We start from the raw sequence: 18,156 nt of genomic DNA, 5'->3' as shown, positions 1-18,156 counted from the left end.
GAATCGCTTGGGGAGCAGCGCTGAGCTAGACTCGGAATAAGTAACTTCCAACATCATAACACTCTAAAAGAATCATCCATAAAGTGATGTTATTAGTGTGATTTTAGACAAGTTCTAAGACAACCATTGGTGCTCCGTCTCCGCGTCTTGGTTCTGTCTTCAAGATACGAGTGTAGCCACCTTGACGTTCAGCATAACGAGGTGCAATATCGTTGAATAACTTTTGTAAAGCTGATTCGATAACGATTTCCTCATTTTCTTCACGCACGCTAGCAACTTCATTACGTACGAAAGCCGCAGCTTGACGACGTGCATGTAAGTCTCCGCGTTTGCCTAAAGTGATCATTTTTTCAGCAGTTGAGCGAACTTCTTTCGCACGAGCTTCTGTAGTCACAATACGTTCATTAATTAATAAGTCAGTTGTTAAATCACGCAACATCGCTTTACGTTGGCTAGATGTGCGTCCTAGTTTACGATAACTCACGTTGGTTTCCCTCCTTCGTAAAAGGTTTAATCTTCTTTACGTAAACCTAAACCTAAGTCATGCAATTTTGCTTTAACTTCTTCCAATGATTTACGTCCTAAGTTACGGACTTTGATCATTTCTGGCTCAGATTTATTCGTAAGTTCTTGTACAGTATTGATTCCTGCACGTTTTAAGCAATTATAAGAGCGAACAGATAAGTCTAATTCTTCAATCGTCATTTCTAACATTTTTTCTTTTTGTGTTTCTTCTTTTTCGACCATGATTTCAGCGTTTTTCGCTTCATCAGTTAGGTTGACAAAGATGTCTAAATGTTCAGTCATGATTTTTGCAGATAAACTCATTGCTTCCAATGGTTCGATTGAACCATCTGTCCAGATCTCCATTGTCAATTTATCAAAATCTTCACGATGTCCAACACGTGTGTTTTCTACTTGGTAGTTGACACGACGTACAGGCGTGTAGATTGAATCGACTGGAAGAACACCAATTGGCATATCTTCTTTTTTGTTTTCATCTGCTTGAACATAACCACGTCCTGGTTTCACCGTTAGGCGAGCATGGAACGTAGCACCTTCAGATACACTGCAGATGTACATATCTTTGTTAAGAATTTCTACCTCACTATCAACGATAATATCGCCAGCAGTTACTGTAGCAGGTCCGGTAATATCGATCTCAAGGGTTTTTTCTTCTTGACCATACATTTTCAGTGCTAAACCTTTAATGTTCAAGATGATTTGAGTGACGTCTTCTCTAACACCTTTGATGGTAGAGAATTCATGCAGTACACCATCGATTTGAATATTAGTGATGGCAGCACCTGGCAAAGAAGATAATAAAATACGACGTAGGGAATTCCCTAAAGTAGTCCCATACCCTCTTTCAAGAGGTTCAACGATGAACTTGCCATAATCTTTTTCTTCATCAATTTTTGCGATTCTTGGTTTTTCGAACTCAATCATTCTTATCTTTACCCCTTTCAAAACGAAAAGTGTCTTGTTCAATGACGTTACTAATAGAACTCAAAATGAGAGGCACTCATTAAACACGACGGCGTTTTGGAGGGCGGGCACCATTATGAGGAACTGGAGTCACGTCACGAATTGCAGTCACTTCTAAACCTGTTGCTTGTAATGAACGAATTGCTGCTTCACGTCCAGAACCAGGTCCCTTAACTGTTACTTCAACAGTTTTTAATCCGTGTTCCATTGCTGCTTTTGTAGCTGTTTCTGCTGCCATTTGAGCGGCAAAAGGAGTTGATTTTTTGCTTCCTTTGAAACCTAATGAACCAGCTGATGACCACGCTAAAGCATTTCCGTGAGTATCAGTGATCATGATGATTGTGTTGTTGAATGTAGAGTGGATATGTGCAATCCCAGCTTCTATATTCTTTTTCACACGGCGTTTACGATTCACTTTTTTTGCTACCATGAAGATTTAACCTCCTTCACTTAAGAATTATTTTTTCTTGCCAGCGATAGCGCGAGCTGGGCCTTTACGAGTACGTGCATTGTTTTTCGTGTTTTGTCCACGAACAGGCAATCCACGACGGTGACGGATTCCACGGTAAGAACCGATTTCCATCAAGCGTTTGATGTTTAAGTTCACTTCACGACGAAGATCCCCTTCAACTTTTAATTTATCTACTTCTGCACGGATAGCATCTGTTTGTTCATTCGTTAATTCACGAACGCGAACATCTTCAGATACGCCAGCATTAGCTAAGATTTGTTTCGCAGTAGTGTTACCAATACCATAGATATAAGTAAGTGAAACTACTACACGTTTATCACGAGGAATATCTACTCCTGCAATACGAGCCATATTTAGTGCACCTCCATTTATCCTTGACGTTGTTTATGTTTTGGATTTGCTGGGCAAATCACCATAACGCGTCCTTTACGACGAATTACTTTACAATGTTCACACATTGGTTTTACTGATGGTCTTACTTTCATGATAATACCTCCTGTAGTTTTACGGAGTACAATTATTTAAAGCGATAAGTAATACGGCCACGGTTTAAATCATATGGAGACAATTCAACCGTCACTTTGTCACCAGGTAGAATACGAATGTAGTGCATACGAATTTTACCTGAAACAGTAGCAAGAACTTGGTGTCCGTTTTCTAGTTCAACTTTAAACATTGCATTCGGCAAAGTTTCGACGACTGTACCTTCGACTTCAATCATATCTTCTTTTGCCACGCACAGTACCTCCTTGTACTTGTTTCGCATTTTCACACGATAAAATGGCGGAAACTGCAGTTCCCACCTCAAAATTCTCAAAATGGATCATCTAGAGGATTCTCTAGAAGTCGGACTGACATATTCTATCATAATTTATTGAACTTGACAAGAGTAACTGCTTAATGCAAGTCGGCTACGGGCAATCGTGCTATTTTTCAATGATTTTTTGGACATCAGTAAATACAGCATCGATTTCACGATCACCATCGATAGTGTGTAGCAAACCTTGTTCTTTATAATAAGCCAAGATTGGTTCACTATTTTTGATGTTGATAGCCAGACGATTTTTAACCGTCTCAGGTTTATCATCTTCTCTTTGATAGAATTCATGCCCACCACAACGATCACATGTGTCTTCAACTTTTGTAGGGTTGAAAATTTTATGGTAAGTTGCTCCACAGTTACGGCAAATGAAGCGGCCTGCTAAACGCTCAACCAAAACTTCTTCACCCACGTGGATATCGATGACAGCATCAATTTGTTTATTTAAATCTTTTAACATTGCATCTAGAGCTTCTGCTTGCTCGATTGTACGAGGAAAGCCATCTAATAAGAAGCCTTTCTCTGTATCGGGTTCTGCTAAACGCTCTTTTACGATTCCATTTGTTACTTCATCAGGAACTAATGCACCTTTATCCATATAAGACTTTGCTTCCAAGCCAAGAGCTGTTTCATTTTTGATAGCTGCACGAAACATATCTCCTGTTGAGATGTGAGGAATCCCATAAGCGTCAATGATTTTTTCAGCTTGTGTTCCTTTACCTGCACCTGGCAGCCCCATTAAAATGAGGTTCATTGCTTTCCCTCCTAATAAATGTGAGAACGTGTGTTGAGGAAAAACCTCAACACGCTTTCTTACTCAATAAAGCCAACATATTTACGTTTCAGCATTAAGCCTTCTAACTGTTTCGCAGTTTCTAAAGCCACACCGATCACGATCAACAGACTTGTACCACCTAACCCGATTGATTGTGGCAGATCCCAAATCATTTGTGCAATGATTGGTAATAACGCCACTAAACCAAGAAATAGTGCTCCGACTGTACTTAATCGCATCAATAAGCTTGAGACATACTCTTCAGTTCCCTTACCAGGGCGTACACTTGGTATATAGCTTCCTTGCTTTTGTAAGTTCTCCGCTAATTTCTCAGGGTTTACTTGAACAAAGGCATAGAAGAATGTAAATGCGACGATCAATACCGTATAAATCGTTGCGCCAGGCACCGTATTATAGTTAAAGATCTCCATCATTATTTTATACCAATTTTCAGATCCGAATCGGCCACTTAACGCTTGTAACACAGCATTTGGTGTCGCAATAAATGAACTTGCAAAGATAACCGGAATTACCCCAGCAGCATTTACTTTCAACGGTAGATAACTACTTGTTGGCGCACCTGCTATACGTTTTGTGTACTGAATCGGGATCTTACGTTCAGCTTGTTGGAAAAATGTTACGAATGTCACGATTGCTAGAACCGCAACTAGTAAGATGGCAACGAAAATTGCAGATCTCCAGATATCGGAAGAATTGATATTTACGAAGTAATCTTCATAAATTTCACGTACACTTTCCGGTAATCTTGAAATGATCCCTGCAAAGATGATCATTGACACACCGTTACCGATACCTTTTTCAGTGATTTGTTCACCCAACCAAGTAACAAACATCGTTCCTGCAGTTAAGATCAAACCGATCGTTACATAAGTAGAGACATTTGGATTGTTGACAAAACCTAATTGAGCGTATTGGTTAAATCCTGCTGTGATACCGACAGATTGGATAAATGCCAATACTAACGTCAAATATCTTGTTGCCTGATTCAACTTTTTACGACCAACTTCACCTTGTTTCGACCATTCCACAAAACGTGGCACGATATCCATTTGTAATAATTGGATAACGATCGAAGCAGTAATGTAAGGCGAAACCCCCATCGAAAAGATCGAGAAGTTTTGCATTGCACTACCACTTACCAAGTTCAACATGTTGAAAAACGGTAAGCTAGATAGGTCTTGTAATGAGCTTGCATTTACGCCGGGAACAGTGATATGTGCCCCTAAACGAAAAACAAAGAGAACAAATACAGTAAAAAGGATTTTCGATCTAATATCTTTGACCTTAAACGCGTCTTTTAATAGTTTAAGCATTAGATCACCTCAACAGAGCCACCAGCCGCTTCGATTGCTTCTTGTGCTGCTTTTGAGAATTTAGCTGCTTTCACAGTTAACTTTTTGTTCAATTCTCCGTTAGCTAAAACTTTAATTCCAGCTTTTTCGTTTTTCACGATTCCAGCTTCTACTAAAGCAACAGGAGTTACTTCAGCTCCGTCTTCAAAGCGATTCAAGACATCTAAATTAACGACTGCGTAGTCCTTACGGTTAACATTTGTAAATCCACGTTTTGGTAAACGACGGAACAATGGTGTTTGTCCCCCTTCGAATCCTAGACGTACACCACCGCCTGAACGAGCTTTTTGTCCTTTTTGACCACGTCCGGCAGTTTTTCCGTTACCTGAAGAAGTACCACGACCAACACGGTTACGTACTTGGCGTGAACCTTCAGCGGGTTTTAATTCATGAAGTTTCATAGGTTTGGCACCTCCTTAATTGTCCTAGTTCTTATTTTATTTGTTTAATTAAACTTCTTCAACGTCCACTAAGTGAGAAACAGTGTTGATCATGCCTTTGATTGCTTCATTAGCAGGCTTAACCACAGAACTGTTAATCTTTGTAAGACCTAACGCTTTAACAGTATCGCGTTGGTTTTGAGGACGTCCGATAATACTGCGTTTTAAAGTTACTTTTAATTCAGCCATTATGTTTGTCCTCCTTATCCGATTAATTCTTCCACTGATTTGCCGCGTAGAGCTGCAACTTCTTCAGCACGTTTTAATTGTTTCAAACCTTCAACAGTTGCGCGAACAACGTTGATTGGTGTGTTTGAGCCTAAAGATTTAGAAGTGATATCTGCTACCCCTGCTAATTCTAATACGGCACGAACTGGTCCACCAGCAGCAACCCCAGAACCTTCAACAGCAGGTTTCATTAGGATTCTACCACCACTAAAAGCACCGATTACTTCGTGTGGGATTGTTGAACCAACCATAGGTACTTCAACTAAGTTTTTCTTCGCATCTTCAATTGCTTTACGGATCGCTTCAGGTACTTCTTGTGCTTTACCAGTACCAAATCCTACGTGTCCGTTTTTGTCACCGACAACAACTAAAGCAGCAAAACGTAGACGACGTCCACCTTTAACAACTTTTGTTACACGGTTAATTGCAACAACGCGGTCTTCTAATTCCAAATGTTTTGGATCGATATAAACCATGAATGGTATTCCTCCTTCTTCTAAAATTCTAGTCCATTTTCGCGAGCAGCTTCAGCTAAAGCTTGCACACGGCCATGGTAAAGGTATCCACCACGGTCAAAGACTACGACTTTAATGCCTTTTTCAGTTGCGCGTTCAGCAACTAATTTACCGACAGCTTGTGCTGCTTCTGTTTTTGTTCCACCTGAAATTTCTTTATCCAAGGTAGAGGCACTTGCTAGCGTTACACCCGCTACGTCATCAATAAGTTGCGCGTAGATGTTTTTGTTAGAACGAAAAACGTTCAAGCGTGGGCGCTCAGCAGTACCAGAGATAGTGTTACGTACACGACGGTGTCTCTTTTGACGTGTTTTGTTCTTATCTGGTTTTGTAATCACAATTGTCACCTCTTTATTTTTATTTTTTCTACTGTCAGACAGTAGAAATGATCAGTTTTGAAAAAATAGAAGCTGCGGCACAAGTAAACTCTCTCTTAATGAAGAAATACTTCAGCAAAATCCTTTTTTCCTGCTGCTGGCTTCTATGAAATTTTTCGAAACGATTATTTACCAGTTTTACCTTCTTTACGGCGTACGAATTCGCCAACATAACGAATACCTTTACCTTTATAAGGTTCTGGAGGACGAGTACCACGGATGTTCGCAGCTAATTCGCCAACTTCTTCTTTGTTCGCACCCTTCACAATTACTTGTGTGTTAGATGGGACTTCAACAGTCACGCCAGCTGGTGGTGTGATTTCTACTGGATGTGAGTAACCAACGTTCAATACAAGTTTTGTTCCTTGCATTTGCGCACGGTACCCAACCCCGATTAATTCTAATCCTTTTTGGAAACCTTCACTAACACCTACAACCATGTTGTTGAAGTTAGCACGAGTTGTTCCATGGATAGTTTTCATTTCTTTACTGTCATTTGGACGAGTGAATGTCACTTCATTTCCTTCGATATTCATTTTGATATCAGCAGAAAATGTACGAGTCAATTCCCCTTTTGGTCCTTTAACTGTAACGTTGTTTCCATCTTGAGTGATAGTTACACCTTCAGGGATCACAACGATCTTATTTCCAATACGGCTCACTTAAAGACACCTCCTTGTAGATTCTACTTGATTACCATACGTAAGCGATAACTTCGCCGCCGATGTTTTTCTCACGAGCTTCTTTATCAGTGACAACACCTTCAGAAGTCGAAATAATAGCGATACCTAAGCCATTTAAAACTTTTGGCACTTCGCCAGCTTTAACATAAACACGTAAGCCTGGTTTAGAAATACGTTTTAAGTTTGTAATAACACGTTCGCCGCTTTTACCAAATTTTAGGAAAACGCGGATCACGCCTTGCTTGTCATCTTCGATATATTCAACATCACGGACGAAACCTTCACGTTTCAAGATTTCAGCGATGTCACGTTTAATTTTTGATGCAGGAACTTCTAAAGCCTCATGTTTAACCATGTTTGCATTACGGATACGAGTTAGAAAATCTGCAATTGGATCTGTCATGACCATTGAACTTTTACCTCCTTCTTATGCGAATTTACTTTTTTACCAGCTAGCTTTCTTCACGCCGGGAATTTGACCTTTATAGGCAAGTTCGCGGAAGCAAATACGGCAAAGATGGAACTTACGATAAACTGAATGTGGACGTCCGCAACGTTCGCAACGAGTGTAAGCTTGTGTTGAATGTTTTGCAGGACGTTTGTTTTTAGCAATCATTGATTTTTTAGCCACGTAGTTCGCCTCCTTTAATTATTTTTGGAATGGCATGCCTAATTGTGTCAACAACTCACGAGATTCTTCATCTGTGTTCGCTGTCGTTACAATGACGATGTCCATACCACGTACTTTATCTACTAAATCATAATCTACTTCTGGGAAGATCAATTGTTCTTTAATACCTAAAGTGTAGTTTCCACGACCATCAAAGGCTTTTTTACTTACACCATGGAAGTCACGTACACGTGGTAGAGAAACTGATACTAATTTATCTAAAAATTCGTACATTCTTTCTCCGCGTAAGGTAACTTTTGCTCCAATTGGCATTCCTTCACGTAAACGGAATCCAGCGATTGATTTTTTAGCTTTTGTGATCATTGGTTTTTGTCCAGTGATCAAAGTTAGTTCTTCAACTGCTTTGTCTAAGTTTTTAGCGTTTGATACCGCATCACCAACACCCATGTTGATGACGATCTTTTCAACTTTAGGTGTTTGCATAACAGAGCTATAGTCAAATTTTTCCATCAATGATGGAGTTACTTCTTTAAGATATTTTTCTTTTAGGCGGTTCATTCAGTAAGACCCTCCTTCCTTAAACTTTTTATTTATCTAAAACTTCACCGGTTTTTTTAGAAACACGGACTTTTTTTCCGTCTACTTCTTTGTAGCCAACTCGGCCAGCTACACCAGTAGAGTCGATGACCATCACGTTAGAAACGTGAAGTGGCGCTTCCATCTCAACAATTCCACCTTGAGGAGCAGCTTGAGAAGGTTTTTGGTGTTTTTTGATCATGTTCACACCTTCGACAACTACTTTATCCTGTTTAGGAAACGCTGCTAATACAACGCCTTCTTTGTTTTTGTCTTTACCGGTGATCACTTTAACTTTATCGCCTTTTTTAACAAACATAACTGTTTCGCACCTCCTTTGTTAAGTGTCTCAAGATTATAAAACTTCTGGTGCTAGAGAAACGATCTTCATGAAGTTGTTTTCACGTAGTTCACGTGCAACTGGCCCAAAGATACGTGTTCCACGAGGGCTTTTATCATCACGAATAATCACTGCAGCATTTTCATCAAACTTGATATATGAACCGTCTGCACGACGAGCTCCTGATTTTGTACGAACGATAACGGCTTTAACGACGTCACCTTTTTTGACAACCCCACCTGGCGTTGCTTGTTTAACCGTAGCAACGATCACATCACCGATATTCGCAGTTTTGCGACCAGATCCGCCAAGGACTTTGATCGTCAAAATTTCACGTGCGCCTGAATTATCAGCGATTCTTAAACGACTTTCTGCTTGGATCACGTTGTGTATCCTCCTTTCAGATTTTGCATTCAATCTATATAGGAAAATCTCGTGTTATTAGATAATAACTGCTTCTTCGACTATTTCCAACAAACGGAAACGTTTTGTAGCTGATAATGGACGAGTTTCCATAATTCTCACGATGTCGCCAACTTTTGCTGTGTTGTTTTCATCATGTACTTTGTACTTCTTAGAATAGTTCATACGTTTACCGTAGATAGGGTGGTTTTTCTTTGTTTCGACAGCAACGGTAATTGTTTTATCCATTTTGTCTGATACCACGCGACCTTGATAAACTTTGCGTTGATTTCTTTCTTCAGTCATACGCTTAATGGCCTCCTTCCATAATTACTTAGCTTGTTCACGCAAAACTGTTTTGATGCGTGCAATCGATTTACGTACTTCTTTAATACGTGCAGTGTTTTCTAATTGACCTGTTGCTAATTGGAATCTAAGATTAAACAATTCTTCTTTTAATTGTTTTTCTTGATCAAGCATTTCGGCAGTGGTTAATTCTCTGATTTCTTTAACCTTCATTCGATTCACCACCCATTTCCTCACGTTTTACGATCTTAGTTTTCATTGGTAATTTGTGAGAAGCTAAACGTAATGCTTCACGAGCTACTTCTTCAGAAACGCCTGCAATTTCAAACATGATTTTACCACGTTTTACTGGTGCAACCCATCCTTCAGGAGCCCCTTTACCTTTACCCATACGAACGCCGATCGCTTTAGATGTATATGATTTATGAGGGAAAATTTTGATCCATACTTTCCCGCCACGTTTCATGTAACGAGTCATAGCAATACGAGAAGCTTCGATCTGACGGTTTGTGATCCAGTGTGATTCAACAGCTTGTAAGCCGTATTCACCGAATGCTACTTCTTTTCCGCCTTTTGCTTCACCGCGCATTTTTCCGCGGAATTCACGACGGTGTTTTACACGTTTAGGTACTAACATGTTTATTTCCCTCCTTTCTCAGTGTTTTTTTTAGTTGGAAGAATTTCTCCACGATAGATCCACACTTTAACTCCTAGTTTTCCGTATGTTGTATCTGCTTCTTCCCATGCGTAATCAATATCCGCACGCAAAGTGTGAAGAGGAACTGTTCCTTCTGAGTATCCTTCTGAACGAGCGATATCCGCACCGTTTAGACGTCCAGATACTTGAGTTTTGATCCCTTTAGCGCCAGAACGCATTGAACGTTGGATCGCTTGTTTTTGAGCGCGACGGAATGCAACACGGTTTTCTAATTGACGTGCAATTCCTTCACCTACTAATTTAGCATCTAAATCTGGTTTTTTGATTTCCACGATGTTGATATGGATTCTTTTACCAGTTAATTTGTTTAATTCTTTTCTTAGGTTTTCGACTTCAGATCCGCCTTTACCAATAACCATACCTGGTTTAGCTGTGTGGATTGAAATGTTTACGCGGCCAGTTGCGCGTTCGATTTCAATTGTTGATACAGCAGCATCAGCAAGTCTAGTTGAAATAAATTTACGGATTCTTAAATCTTCGTGTAAGAACTCTGCATACTCTTTTTCAGCAAACCATTTTGCATCCCAGTCGCGGATGATGCCTACACGCATTCCAATTGGATGTACTTTTTGACCCACAGATTATCCCTCCTTATTTTTCTGATACGACTACCGTGATATGACTTGTACGTTTGTTGATTGGTGAAGCTGAACCCTTTGCACGTGGACGGAAACGTTTCATTGTTGGTCCTTCGTTAACAAATGCTTCAGATACTACCAAGTTCTCAACATCTAAGTCAAAGTTGTTTTCTGCATTTGCAATTGCTGACATCAATACTTTCTCGATGATCCCAGCAGATTTGTTTGGTGTGAATTTCAAAATTGAAATTGCATCCGCAACACTTTTACCTCTGATAAGGTCAATTACTAGACGCGCTTTACGAGGTGAAGTGCGAACTGTTTTTGCAGTTGCTTTAGCTGATGTGATTTGTTCTGCCATTTGCTTTTATCCTCCCCTCGAATTAGCGTCTCGTTTTCTTGTCGTCAGCGACATGCCCACGATAAGTTCTAGTTGGTGCGAATTCACCTAATTTGTGTCCTACCATATCTTCTTGGATGTAAACTGGTACGTGTTTACGTCCATCGTATACTGCGATGGTATATCCAACAAAACTTGGGAAAATTGTCGAACGACGAGACCAAGTTTTGATTACTTTTTTCTTTTCGGCCCCTGCTTGAGCTTCAACTTTACTCATTAAATGCTCATCAACGAAAGGCCCTTTCTTTAAACTACGACCCATGGTGAACCTCCTCTCAAAATGTGCGACACATGGTCAAAGTAATTATTTATTTTTACGACGAACGATAAGTTTGTCTGATTTAGCTTTCTTGTTACGAGTTTTGTAACCAAGAGCTGGTTGACCCCAAGGAGAAACTGGAGCTTTACGTCCGATTGGAGCTTTACCTTCACCACCACCGTGTGGGTGATCGTTAGGGTTCATTACGCTACCACGTACAGTTGGGCGTTTACGCATCCAACGAGAGCGGCCAGCTTTACCAATATTGATAAGTTCGTGTTGTTCGTTACCTACAGAACCGATTGTTGCACGGCATGCAGCTAAGATCATGCGAACTTCACCAGAGTTCAAGCGGATCAATACGTATTTGCCTTCTTTACCAAGTACTTGAGCACTTGTACCAGCAGAACGGATCAATTGTCCACCTTTACCAGGTTTCATTTCAATATTGTGGATCACAGTACCAACTGGAATGTTTTCTAAAGGAAGAGCATTTCCGACTTTGATATCTGCTTCAGGACCTGAAACAAGTTTCATTCCAACTTGTAGTCCTTTTGGTGCTAAGATGTAAGCTTTCACTCCATCTTCATAATGTACTAACGCGATGTTAGCTGAACGGTTTGGATCATATTCGATCGTTTGAACAGTAGCAACAACGTTGTCTTTGTTACGTTTGAAATCGATCACGCGGTATTGGCGTTTGTGTCCGCCACCTTGATGACGTACAGTGATGCGGCCGTTGTTATTACGTCCAGCATGGTTTTTCAATGGCTGTAACAATGTTTTTTCAGGTGTTGATGTTGTGATTTCAGCAAAATCAGAACCTGTCATGTTACGACGGCCATTTGTGGTAGGTTTGTACTTTTTAATCGCCACGTTTTCCCCTCCTAATTTAATCAGTTATCGAGTGTTGCTTATTCAGCAGCTTCGAATAATTGGATTTCTTTTGAATCTTCAGTCAATGTAACGATCGCTTTGCGACGTTTTTTTGTATATCCTGCATATTTGCCCATACGTTTGAATTTCGCACGTACGTTCACGATGTTCACGTTTTTGACTTTCACGTCAAAAGCAGCTTCAACCGCTTGTTTTACTAAAGTTTTGTTTGCGCGAGTGTCTACTTCGAAAGTATATTTCTTGTCATCCATGGCAAGCATTGATTTCTCAGTGATCACTGGGCGTTTGATTACGTCTAGTAAGTTCATTATGCAAGCACCTCCTCAATTTGAGTAAGAGCAGTTTGTGTTGCTAAAACTTTTGTATTTGATACAACATCTAGAACGCTAACGTTGTCAGAAGTTACTACAGAAACGTTTGATAAGTTACGTGCAGATAAAGCTGCAAAGTCGTTACCAGGTTCTAGTACAACCAATACTTTAGAGTCAATAGATAATTTAGCAAGAACTTCTTTGAATTCTTTTGTTTTTGGTGCATCAAAGCTTAATCCTTCGATTGCTACCAAGTTGTTTTCTGCAACTTTTTCTGATAATACAGATTTCATTGCTAAACGACGAACTTTTTTAGGAAGTTTGTAGCTGTAAGAACGTGGTGTTGGTCCGAAGACTACGCCACCTCCACGCCATTGCGGTGAACGGATTGATCCTTGACGAGCACGACCAGTTCCTTTTTGACGCCATGGTTTACGGCCACCGCCTCGAACAGCGCTACGGTTTTTAACCGCATGTGTTCCTTGTCTTAATGATGCGCGTTGCATAACGATTGCGTCGTAAACAACACTTTCATTTGGTTCAATTCCGAAGATTTCTTCGTTAAGAGTGATTTCACCGTTTTGGCTTCCATCTTGTTTGAATAATGCTACATTCGGCATTCCTTAGTTCCTCCTTTCTTCCTACTATTATTTAGCTTTCACAGCTGATTTGATAGTGATTAATGATTTTTTCGCTCCAGGAACGTTACCTTTGATCAAGATTACGTTTCTTTCAGCATCTACACGTACAACTTCCAAGTTTTGGATAGTTACGCGGTTGCCACCCATACGGCCAGCAAGACGTTTGTTTTTGAATACACGGTTAGGTGCAACTGGACCCATTGACCCAGGACGACGATGGTAGCGAGAACCGTGAGCCATTGGTCCGCGGCTTTGGCCGTGACGTTTGATAACCCCTTGGAATCCTTTACCTTTCGTAGTACCTGTTACATCAATAATGTCTCCTGCTTGGAAAACATCAACTGTAATTTCTTTTCCTACTTCATATTCTCCTAGCTCAACATTTTTGAATTCACGAATGAAGCGCTTAGGAGCCGTGTTTGCTTTTGCAACATGACCTTTCGCAGGTTTGTTTGATAAAACTTCACGTTTGTCTTGGTAACCAACTTGAATAGCTTCGTAGCCATCAGTTTCCATTGTTTTTACTTGTAGTACTACGTTTGGCGTAGCTTCTACAACAGTAACTGGAATTAATTCGCCAGATTCAGTGAAGATTTGTGTCATTCCCACTTTTTTCCCTAAGATTCCTTTGGTCATGAGTACACCTCCATTATTATTAGTTTAGTTTTTATAGTTTGATTTCGATGTTAACACCTGATGGTAAGTCAAGCTTCATTAAAGCATCAACTGTTTTTGGTGTTGGGTTCACAATGTCGATAAGACGTTTGTGTGTACGCATTTCGAATTGTTCGCGTGAATCTTTGTATTTGTGAGTCGCACGAATAACTGTGTAAAGACTGCGTTCAGTTGGTAATGGAATTGGACCAGAAACGCCAGCTCCAGTTCTTTTTGCAGTTTCCACGATTTTATCCGCTGATTGATCTAAAATACGGTGTTCATACGCTTTTAAACGGATACGAATTTTTTGTTTTGCCATCTTGTTCCCTCCTTCGCCTATTTTGAAAAGTAGACATAGCTCCACGAAAATTTCCGTCACGCTCGTTCGTGGCAAAGCGTCCGGGCGTGTCGCAACCTCTCGTTTCTTAGCCGACAAAATCATTTTGATTTCGTCTGTGCCATTCACCTAAGGTAAACGCACCTTTGTCATTATAATATATCTAAATTCACAACGCAAGGTTTTTTTGCTGTAAAAAACAATTTATTTTCATAAATTTTCATTCAATTAAAAAAAAAGAAATCCTTCTCTTTTTTATAGAAGGATTTGTTGTTTTTCCTTCCAATTTCCATTCGCCTATTTAGAGGAAAAAGGCAATTCACTACATATTAAGAATATTTTTGGATATTCCTCTCTTTCATAGCCTCTCCTCTAATCAATTGTTTGCTGAAATAAAAAAAGTTCGAGGCAAAGGATCAAGATCCTTGCCTCGAACTTCAACGTCCGAATAAATGTTACTTTGTTAGGCTTAAAATGAATTAAGCTTTGATTTCTGTAACGACACCGGCACCAACTGTACGTCCGCCTTCACGGATTGAGAATTTAGTACCGTTTTCGATAGCGATTGGGTGGATTAATTCAACTTCCATTGTTACGTTGTCGCCAGGCATAACCATTTCAGTTCCTTCTGGTAATTCAACAACACCAGTTACGTCAGTCGTACGGAAGTAGAATTGTGGACGGTAGTTAGTGAAGAATGGAGTATGACGTCCACCTTCTTCTTTAGTCAACACGTATACTTCTGCAGAGAATTTTGTATGAGGTGTGATTGTACCTGGTTTAGCTAAAACTTGACCACGTTGGATGTCTTCACGTGAAACACCACGTAATAACGCACCAATGTTATCGCCTGCTTCAGCGTAGTCTAATAATTTACGGAACATTTCAACACCAGTTACAGTTGTTTGAGCTGTTTCTTCTGCGATACCAACGATATCGATAACGTCACCAACACGAACTTGTCCACGTTCAACACGTCCTGTAGCAACAGTACCACGACCAGTGATTGAGAATACGTCCTCAACTGGCATCATGAATGGTTTGTCGTTATCACGTTCTGGAGTTGGGATATATTCGTCAACTGCAGCCATCAATTCAAGAATTTTTTCTTCGTATGAAGCGTCGCCTTCTAAAGCTCTTAAAGCTGAACCAGCGATTACAGGAACATCGTCACCAGGGAATTCGTATTCTGTTAATAGGTCACGAACTTCCATTTCAACTAATTCAAGTAATTCTTCGTCATCAACCATATCTACTTTGTTCAAGAATACAACGATGTATGGTACACCAACTTGACGAGATAATAGGATGTGTTCACGAGTTTGAGGCATAGGGCCGTCAGCAGCAGAAACAACTAAGATTGCTCCGTCCATTTGAGCAGCACCAGTGATCATGTTTTTAACGTAGTCCGCGTGTCCTGGGCAGTCAACGTGAGCATAGTGACGTGCGTCAGTTTCGTACTCAACGTGAGCTGTTGAGATAGTGATTCCGCGTTCGCGTTCTTCAGGAGCACCATCGATTTGATCGTAAGCCATTGCTTGGCCGCCGTTTTTCTTAGATAGTACAGTTGTGATTGCAGCTGTTAAAGTTGTTTTACCATGGTCAACGTGTCCGATAGTACCAATGTTAACGTGTGGTTTCGAACGGTCAAATTTTTCTTTTGCCATTTTAAAATATCCTCCCTAAAATTACAGTTTAATTTTTATTTGTCTGATAGGTATGTGATAGACAAAATTGCCGATCACATGCCCGTATCATCAAAAGTTATTTTACACGAAACTGCATAAAAAATACAGTCTCTAGATAAATCTCTTCACGAGACTACCTTGCTTTAATAAATTATTCAGCTTTTCCGCCGTTTTTCTTAATGATTTCTTCTTGAACAGATTTCGGTACGTCTTCGTAGTGGTCAAATACCATCATGAATGTACCACGACCTTGAGTTGCTGAACGCAATGTAGTCGCGTATCCGAACATTTCTGCCAATGGAACGATTGCATTAACGATTTGTGAATTACCGTGTGCTTCCATTCCTTCGACACGTCCGCGTCGGCTTGTTACGTGTCCCATGATATCACCTAAGTAATCTTCTGGTACAGTAATCGTAACTTTCATCATTGGTTCAAGGATCACAGGACGTGCGTGTTTTGCAGCAGCTCTTAGAGCCATTGATGCAGCAACACGGAACGCTGTTTCATTTGAATCGACGTCATGGTATGAACCATCGTAAAGTTTTGCTTTGATATCCACTAATGGGTATCCAGCAAGAACACCGTTATTCATTGATTCTTCTAATCCTTTTTCAACTGCTGGGATGTATTCACGTGGAACCACACCACCAACGATTGCGTTTTCGAATTCGAAGCCTTTTCCTTCTTCGTTTGGTGTAAATTCAACCCATACGTGACCGTATTGACCTTTACCACCAGACTGACGTACAAATTTACCTTCCGCTTTTGTTGCTTCACGGAATGTTTCGCGGTAAGAAACTTGAGGCGCACCAACGTTTGCTTCAACTTTAAATTCGCGTTTCATACGGTCTACTAATACGTCCAAGTGCAACTCACCCATACCTGAGATAACTGTTTCACCTGTTTCAACGTTTGTTTCAACACGGAATGAAGGATCTTCTTCTGCAAGTTTTTGCAACGCAACACCCATTTTATCTTGGTCAGCTTTTGATTTAGGCTCAACAGCGACTTGGATAACTGGTTCTGGGAATTCGATTGATTCAAGGATAACTGGTGCATCTAATGCACACAATGTGTCCCCTGTTGTTGTATCTTTCAATCCAACAGCAGCGGCGATATCACCTGAATACACTTTGTCGATTTCTTGACGTGTGTTTGCGTGCATTTGTAGGATACGACCGATACGCTCTTTTTTGCCTTTTGATGCGTTCAATACGTATGAACCACTTTCAAGGACACCAGAGTAGACACGGAAGAAAGTTAGACGACCTACGAATGGGTCAGTCATTACTTTAAATGCTAATGAAGCAAAAGGAGCTTCGTCATCTGCAGGACGAGTTGTTTCTTCGTCTGTTTTTGAGTCAATACCTTTGATTGCTTCAATATCAAGTGGTGATGGCAAGTAATCAAGAACAGCATCCAACATCAATTGGACCCCTTTATTCTTGAATGCTGAACCAGCTAACACAGGGAAGAACTCAACGTTGATTGTTGCACGACGGATACCGGCAATCAATTCTTCTTGAGTGATTTCTTCACCTTCAAGATATTTCATCATTAGTTCTTCGTCTGTTTCAGCAACAGCTTCGACTAATTTTTCACGCCATTCTTGTGCTTGTTCTGCATATTCTTCAGGAATTTCAGTTTCTTGGATGTCTGTGCCTAGATCGTTTGTGTAGATCTCTGCTTTCATCGTTACCAAGTCAATGATACCTGTGAAGTTATCTTCAGAACCGATTGGCAATTGGATTGGATGCGCGTTCGCTTGTAAGCGATCGTGCAATGATTTTACTGAGTATAAGAAGTCTGCACCGATTTTATCCATTTTGTTACAGAATACGATACGAGGTACTCGGTACTCAGTTGCTTGACGCCAAACAGTTTCAGTTTGAGGTTCAACACCTGATTGTGCATCAAGTACAGTTACAGCACCATCCAATACACGTAGAGAACGTTGAACTTCGATTGTGAAGTCTACGTGTCCTGGTGTATCGATGATATTTACGCGGTAACCTTTCCACTGCGCAGTAGTGGCAGCAGATGTAATTGTGATACCACGTTCTTGTTCTTGTTCCATCCAGTCCATCTGTGAAGCTCCTTCGTGAGTTTCACCGATTTTATGGATTTTACCAGTATAGTACAAGATACGCTCTGTTGTTGTAGTTTTACCTGCATCAACGTGAGCCATGATACCAATATTACGAGTTTTTTCTAGCGAAAATTCTCTTGCCATTTTCTTAC

Annotated in this window: 31 protein-coding genes; all 31 read right to left on the bottom strand. The window is 40.3% G+C overall.

The genetic code is table 11. The annotated features are described in order from the left end of the window. Window positions 1–103: 103 nt before the first annotated feature. Window positions 104–484 (bottom strand): 50S ribosomal protein L17, encoded by a 381-nt coding sequence (rplQ, locus tag IGJ49_RS00540; protein WP_010734449.1) that lies wholly within the window; start codon window positions 482–484, stop codon window positions 104–106. Between the two features lie 26 nt (window positions 485–510). Next, the gene (locus IGJ49_RS00535; protein ID WP_005880735.1) at window positions 511–1,449 is read right to left on the bottom strand and encodes a DNA-directed RNA polymerase subunit alpha; all 939 of its coding nucleotides are present in this window, start codon (window positions 1,447–1,449) and stop codon (window positions 511–513) included. A 79-nt stretch (window positions 1,450–1,528) separates the two neighbouring features. Further along, a complete protein-coding gene (rpsK, locus tag IGJ49_RS00530) occupies window positions 1,529–1,918 on the bottom strand; it encodes a 30S ribosomal protein S11 (RefSeq protein ID WP_010734450.1) in 390 nt (129 codons plus the stop codon). Window positions 1,919–1,945: 27 nt separating this feature from the next. Continuing rightward, window positions 1,946–2,311: a 30S ribosomal protein S13 gene (rpsM, locus tag IGJ49_RS00525; protein WP_010734451.1), complete on the bottom strand. Its 366-nt coding sequence runs from the start codon at window positions 2,309–2,311 to the stop codon at window positions 1,946–1,948. Between the two features lie 17 nt (window positions 2,312–2,328). Beyond that, on the bottom strand, window positions 2,329–2,445 hold the full coding sequence (gene rpmJ / locus IGJ49_RS00520) for a 50S ribosomal protein L36 (RefSeq protein WP_002288710.1): 117 nt from the start codon (window positions 2,443–2,445) through the stop codon (window positions 2,329–2,331). A gap of 32 nt (window positions 2,446–2,477) precedes the next feature. Beyond that, window positions 2,478–2,696 carry a translation initiation factor IF-1 gene (gene infA, locus IGJ49_RS00515; RefSeq protein ID WP_002288695.1) on the bottom strand — a complete coding sequence of 73 codons (219 nt, stop codon included), beginning with the start codon at window positions 2,694–2,696 and terminating at the stop codon, window positions 2,478–2,480. A 190-nt stretch (window positions 2,697–2,886) separates the two neighbouring features. Further along, window positions 2,887–3,534, bottom strand: a complete 648-nt coding sequence (locus IGJ49_RS00510; RefSeq protein WP_010734452.1) for an adenylate kinase — start codon at window positions 3,532–3,534, stop codon at window positions 2,887–2,889. Between the two features lie 59 nt (window positions 3,535–3,593). Beyond that, window positions 3,594–4,889 carry a preprotein translocase subunit SecY gene (gene secY, locus IGJ49_RS00505; protein WP_023518901.1) on the bottom strand — a complete coding sequence of 432 codons (1,296 nt, stop codon included), beginning with the start codon at window positions 4,887–4,889 and terminating at the stop codon, window positions 3,594–3,596. After that, complete coding sequence (gene rplO / locus IGJ49_RS00500; protein WP_010734454.1) at window positions 4,889–5,329, bottom strand: 50S ribosomal protein L15; 441 nt, start codon at window positions 5,327–5,329, stop codon at window positions 4,889–4,891. The genes secY and rplO overlap by 1 nt, the downstream gene beginning before the upstream one ends. A 48-nt stretch (window positions 5,330–5,377) precedes the next feature. Next, window positions 5,378–5,557, bottom strand: coding sequence for a 50S ribosomal protein L30 (rpmD, locus tag IGJ49_RS00495; RefSeq protein ID WP_010734455.1), 180 nt, complete (start codon window positions 5,555–5,557; stop codon window positions 5,378–5,380). A gap of 14 nt (window positions 5,558–5,571) precedes the next feature. Further along, window positions 5,572–6,072, bottom strand: a complete 501-nt coding sequence (gene rpsE / locus IGJ49_RS00490) for a 30S ribosomal protein S5 (protein ID WP_010734456.1) — start codon at window positions 6,070–6,072, stop codon at window positions 5,572–5,574. 20 nt (window positions 6,073–6,092) lie between these two features. After that, window positions 6,093–6,449, bottom strand: a complete 357-nt coding sequence (rplR, locus tag IGJ49_RS00485) for a 50S ribosomal protein L18 (RefSeq protein ID WP_010734457.1) — start codon at window positions 6,447–6,449, stop codon at window positions 6,093–6,095. 164 nt (window positions 6,450–6,613) lie between these two features. Beyond that, window positions 6,614–7,150 carry a 50S ribosomal protein L6 gene (rplF, locus tag IGJ49_RS00480; RefSeq protein ID WP_010734458.1) on the bottom strand — a complete coding sequence of 179 codons (537 nt, stop codon included), beginning with the start codon at window positions 7,148–7,150 and terminating at the stop codon, window positions 6,614–6,616. Between the two features lie 31 nt (window positions 7,151–7,181). Beyond that, on the bottom strand, window positions 7,182–7,580 hold the full coding sequence (gene rpsH, locus IGJ49_RS00475; protein ID WP_010734459.1) for a 30S ribosomal protein S8: 399 nt from the start codon (window positions 7,578–7,580) through the stop codon (window positions 7,182–7,184). Window positions 7,581–7,616: 36 nt separating this feature from the next. Next, window positions 7,617–7,802 (bottom strand): type Z 30S ribosomal protein S14, encoded by a 186-nt coding sequence (locus IGJ49_RS00470; protein ID WP_002356214.1) that lies wholly within the window; start codon window positions 7,800–7,802, stop codon window positions 7,617–7,619. Window positions 7,803–7,820: 18 nt separating this feature from the next. Then, a complete protein-coding gene (rplE, locus tag IGJ49_RS00465) occupies window positions 7,821–8,360 on the bottom strand; it encodes a 50S ribosomal protein L5 (RefSeq protein ID WP_010734460.1) in 540 nt (179 codons plus the stop codon). 28 nt (window positions 8,361–8,388) lie between these two features. Continuing rightward, a complete protein-coding gene (rplX, locus tag IGJ49_RS00460; protein WP_010734461.1) occupies window positions 8,389–8,697 on the bottom strand; it encodes a 50S ribosomal protein L24 in 309 nt (102 codons plus the stop codon). A gap of 36 nt (window positions 8,698–8,733) precedes the next feature. Next, window positions 8,734–9,102, bottom strand: a complete 369-nt coding sequence (gene rplN, locus IGJ49_RS00455) for a 50S ribosomal protein L14 (RefSeq protein ID WP_010734462.1) — start codon at window positions 9,100–9,102, stop codon at window positions 8,734–8,736. A gap of 57 nt (window positions 9,103–9,159) precedes the next feature. Next, window positions 9,160–9,426 carry a 30S ribosomal protein S17 gene (rpsQ, locus tag IGJ49_RS00450; RefSeq protein WP_010734463.1) on the bottom strand — a complete coding sequence of 89 codons (267 nt, stop codon included), beginning with the start codon at window positions 9,424–9,426 and terminating at the stop codon, window positions 9,160–9,162. A gap of 24 nt (window positions 9,427–9,450) precedes the next feature. After that, on the bottom strand, window positions 9,451–9,639 hold the full coding sequence (gene rpmC / locus IGJ49_RS00445; protein WP_002288664.1) for a 50S ribosomal protein L29: 189 nt from the start codon (window positions 9,637–9,639) through the stop codon (window positions 9,451–9,453). Then, window positions 9,629–10,063 (bottom strand): 50S ribosomal protein L16, encoded by a 435-nt coding sequence (rplP, locus tag IGJ49_RS00440; RefSeq protein WP_010734464.1) that lies wholly within the window; start codon window positions 10,061–10,063, stop codon window positions 9,629–9,631. Before rplP ends, rpmC begins: the two co-directional genes overlap by 11 nt. A 2-nt stretch (window positions 10,064–10,065) precedes the next feature. Then, complete coding sequence (gene rpsC, locus IGJ49_RS00435; RefSeq protein WP_010734465.1) at window positions 10,066–10,722, bottom strand: 30S ribosomal protein S3; 657 nt, start codon at window positions 10,720–10,722, stop codon at window positions 10,066–10,068. Window positions 10,723–10,735: 13 nt separating this feature from the next. Continuing rightward, on the bottom strand, window positions 10,736–11,083 hold the full coding sequence (rplV, locus tag IGJ49_RS00430) for a 50S ribosomal protein L22 (protein WP_010734466.1): 348 nt from the start codon (window positions 11,081–11,083) through the stop codon (window positions 10,736–10,738). 22 nt (window positions 11,084–11,105) lie between these two features. Then, window positions 11,106–11,384 carry a 30S ribosomal protein S19 gene (gene rpsS, locus IGJ49_RS00425; protein WP_010734467.1) on the bottom strand — a complete coding sequence of 93 codons (279 nt, stop codon included), beginning with the start codon at window positions 11,382–11,384 and terminating at the stop codon, window positions 11,106–11,108. 42 nt (window positions 11,385–11,426) lie between these two features. After that, window positions 11,427–12,257, bottom strand: a complete 831-nt coding sequence (rplB, locus tag IGJ49_RS00420) for a 50S ribosomal protein L2 (RefSeq protein WP_010734468.1) — start codon at window positions 12,255–12,257, stop codon at window positions 11,427–11,429. A 38-nt stretch (window positions 12,258–12,295) separates the two neighbouring features. Further along, window positions 12,296–12,586 (bottom strand): 50S ribosomal protein L23, encoded by a 291-nt coding sequence (gene rplW, locus IGJ49_RS00415; protein WP_002290449.1) that lies wholly within the window; start codon window positions 12,584–12,586, stop codon window positions 12,296–12,298. Further along, window positions 12,586–13,209 (bottom strand): 50S ribosomal protein L4, encoded by a 624-nt coding sequence (gene rplD, locus IGJ49_RS00410; protein WP_010734469.1) that lies wholly within the window; start codon window positions 13,207–13,209, stop codon window positions 12,586–12,588. The genes rplW and rplD overlap by 1 nt, the downstream gene beginning before the upstream one ends. A 27-nt stretch (window positions 13,210–13,236) precedes the next feature. Beyond that, a complete protein-coding gene (gene rplC / locus IGJ49_RS00405; RefSeq protein ID WP_010734470.1) occupies window positions 13,237–13,866 on the bottom strand; it encodes a 50S ribosomal protein L3 in 630 nt (209 codons plus the stop codon). A 31-nt stretch (window positions 13,867–13,897) separates the two neighbouring features. Further along, complete coding sequence (gene rpsJ / locus IGJ49_RS00400; protein ID WP_010734471.1) at window positions 13,898–14,206, bottom strand: 30S ribosomal protein S10; 309 nt, start codon at window positions 14,204–14,206, stop codon at window positions 13,898–13,900. A gap of 497 nt (window positions 14,207–14,703) precedes the next feature. After that, a complete protein-coding gene (gene tuf / locus IGJ49_RS00395) occupies window positions 14,704–15,891 on the bottom strand; it encodes an elongation factor Tu (RefSeq protein WP_010734472.1) in 1,188 nt (395 codons plus the stop codon). Between the two features lie 172 nt (window positions 15,892–16,063). Then, window positions 16,064–18,148: an elongation factor G gene (gene fusA, locus IGJ49_RS00390; RefSeq protein ID WP_010734473.1), complete on the bottom strand. Its 2,085-nt coding sequence runs from the start codon at window positions 18,146–18,148 to the stop codon at window positions 16,064–16,066. Window positions 18,149–18,156 lie beyond the last annotated feature (8 nt).

Source organism: Enterococcus sp. AZ171 (genome assembly GCF_051714005.1).
GTDB lineage: Bacteria > Bacillota > Bacilli > Lactobacillales > Enterococcaceae > Enterococcus_B > Enterococcus_B pernyi.
Note: the sequence above shows the minus strand (reverse complement) of the source record. Positions and strands in the feature narration are given on the sequence as shown.

Excerpts from the sequence above, each read along its gene's own strand:
- IGJ49_RS00535 (WP_005880735.1), bottom strand. The coding sequence starts at position 1,449 with ATGATTGAGTTCGAAAAACCAAGAATCGCAAAAATTGATGAAGAAAAA.
- rpsK (WP_010734450.1), bottom strand. The coding sequence starts at position 1,918 with ATGGTAGCAAAAAAAGTGAATCGTAAACGCCGTGTGAAAAAGAATATA.
- rpsM (WP_010734451.1), bottom strand. The coding sequence starts at position 2,311 with ATGGCTCGTATTGCAGGAGTAGATATTCCTCGTGATAAACGTGTAGTA.
- rpmJ (WP_002288710.1), bottom strand. The coding sequence starts at position 2,445 with ATGAAAGTAAGACCATCAGTAAAACCAATGTGTGAACATTGTAAAGTA.
- IGJ49_RS00510 (WP_010734452.1), bottom strand. The coding sequence starts at position 3,534 with ATGAACCTCATTTTAATGGGGCTGCCAGGTGCAGGTAAAGGAACACAA.
- secY (WP_023518901.1), bottom strand. The coding sequence starts at position 4,889 with ATGCTTAAACTATTAAAAGACGCGTTTAAGGTCAAAGATATTAGATCG.
- rplO (WP_010734454.1), bottom strand. The coding sequence starts at position 5,329 with ATGAAACTTCATGAATTAAAACCCGCTGAAGGTTCACGCCAAGTACGT.
- rpmD (WP_010734455.1), bottom strand. The coding sequence starts at position 5,557 with ATGGCTGAATTAAAAGTAACTTTAAAACGCAGTATTATCGGACGTCCT.
- rpsE (WP_010734456.1), bottom strand. The coding sequence starts at position 6,072 with ATGGTTTATATCGATCCAAAACATTTGGAATTAGAAGACCGCGTTGTT.
- rpsH (WP_010734459.1), bottom strand. The coding sequence starts at position 7,580 with ATGGTCATGACAGATCCAATTGCAGATTTTCTAACTCGTATCCGTAAT.
- rplE (WP_010734460.1), bottom strand. The coding sequence starts at position 8,360 with ATGAACCGCCTAAAAGAAAAATATCTTAAAGAAGTAACTCCATCATTG.
- rplX (WP_010734461.1), bottom strand. The coding sequence starts at position 8,697 with ATGTTTGTTAAAAAAGGCGATAAAGTTAAAGTGATCACCGGTAAAGAC.
- rpsQ (WP_010734463.1), bottom strand. The coding sequence starts at position 9,426 with ATGACTGAAGAAAGAAATCAACGCAAAGTTTATCAAGGTCGCGTGGTA.
- rpmC (WP_002288664.1), bottom strand. The coding sequence starts at position 9,639 with ATGAAGGTTAAAGAAATCAGAGAATTAACCACTGCCGAAATGCTTGAT.
- rplP (WP_010734464.1), bottom strand. The coding sequence starts at position 10,063 with ATGTTAGTACCTAAACGTGTAAAACACCGTCGTGAATTCCGCGGAAAA.
- rplV (WP_010734466.1), bottom strand. The coding sequence starts at position 11,083 with ATGGCAGAACAAATCACATCAGCTAAAGCAACTGCAAAAACAGTTCGC.
- rpsS (WP_010734467.1), bottom strand. The coding sequence starts at position 11,384 with ATGGGTCGTAGTTTAAAGAAAGGGCCTTTCGTTGATGAGCATTTAATG.
- rplW (WP_002290449.1), bottom strand. The coding sequence starts at position 12,586 with ATGAACTTACTAGACGTAATCAAACGCCCAGTGATCACTGAGAAATCA.
- rplD (WP_010734469.1), bottom strand. The coding sequence starts at position 13,209 with ATGCCGAATGTAGCATTATTCAAACAAGATGGAAGCCAAAACGGTGAA.
- rplC (WP_010734470.1), bottom strand. The coding sequence starts at position 13,866 with ATGACCAAAGGAATCTTAGGGAAAAAAGTGGGAATGACACAAATCTTC.
- rpsJ (WP_010734471.1), bottom strand. The coding sequence starts at position 14,206 with ATGGCAAAACAAAAAATTCGTATCCGTTTAAAAGCGTATGAACACCGT.
- tuf (WP_010734472.1), bottom strand. The coding sequence starts at position 15,891 with ATGGCAAAAGAAAAATTTGACCGTTCGAAACCACACGTTAACATTGGT.
- fusA (WP_010734473.1), bottom strand. The coding sequence starts at position 18,148 with ATGGCAAGAGAATTTTCGCTAGAAAAAACTCGTAATATTGGTATCATG.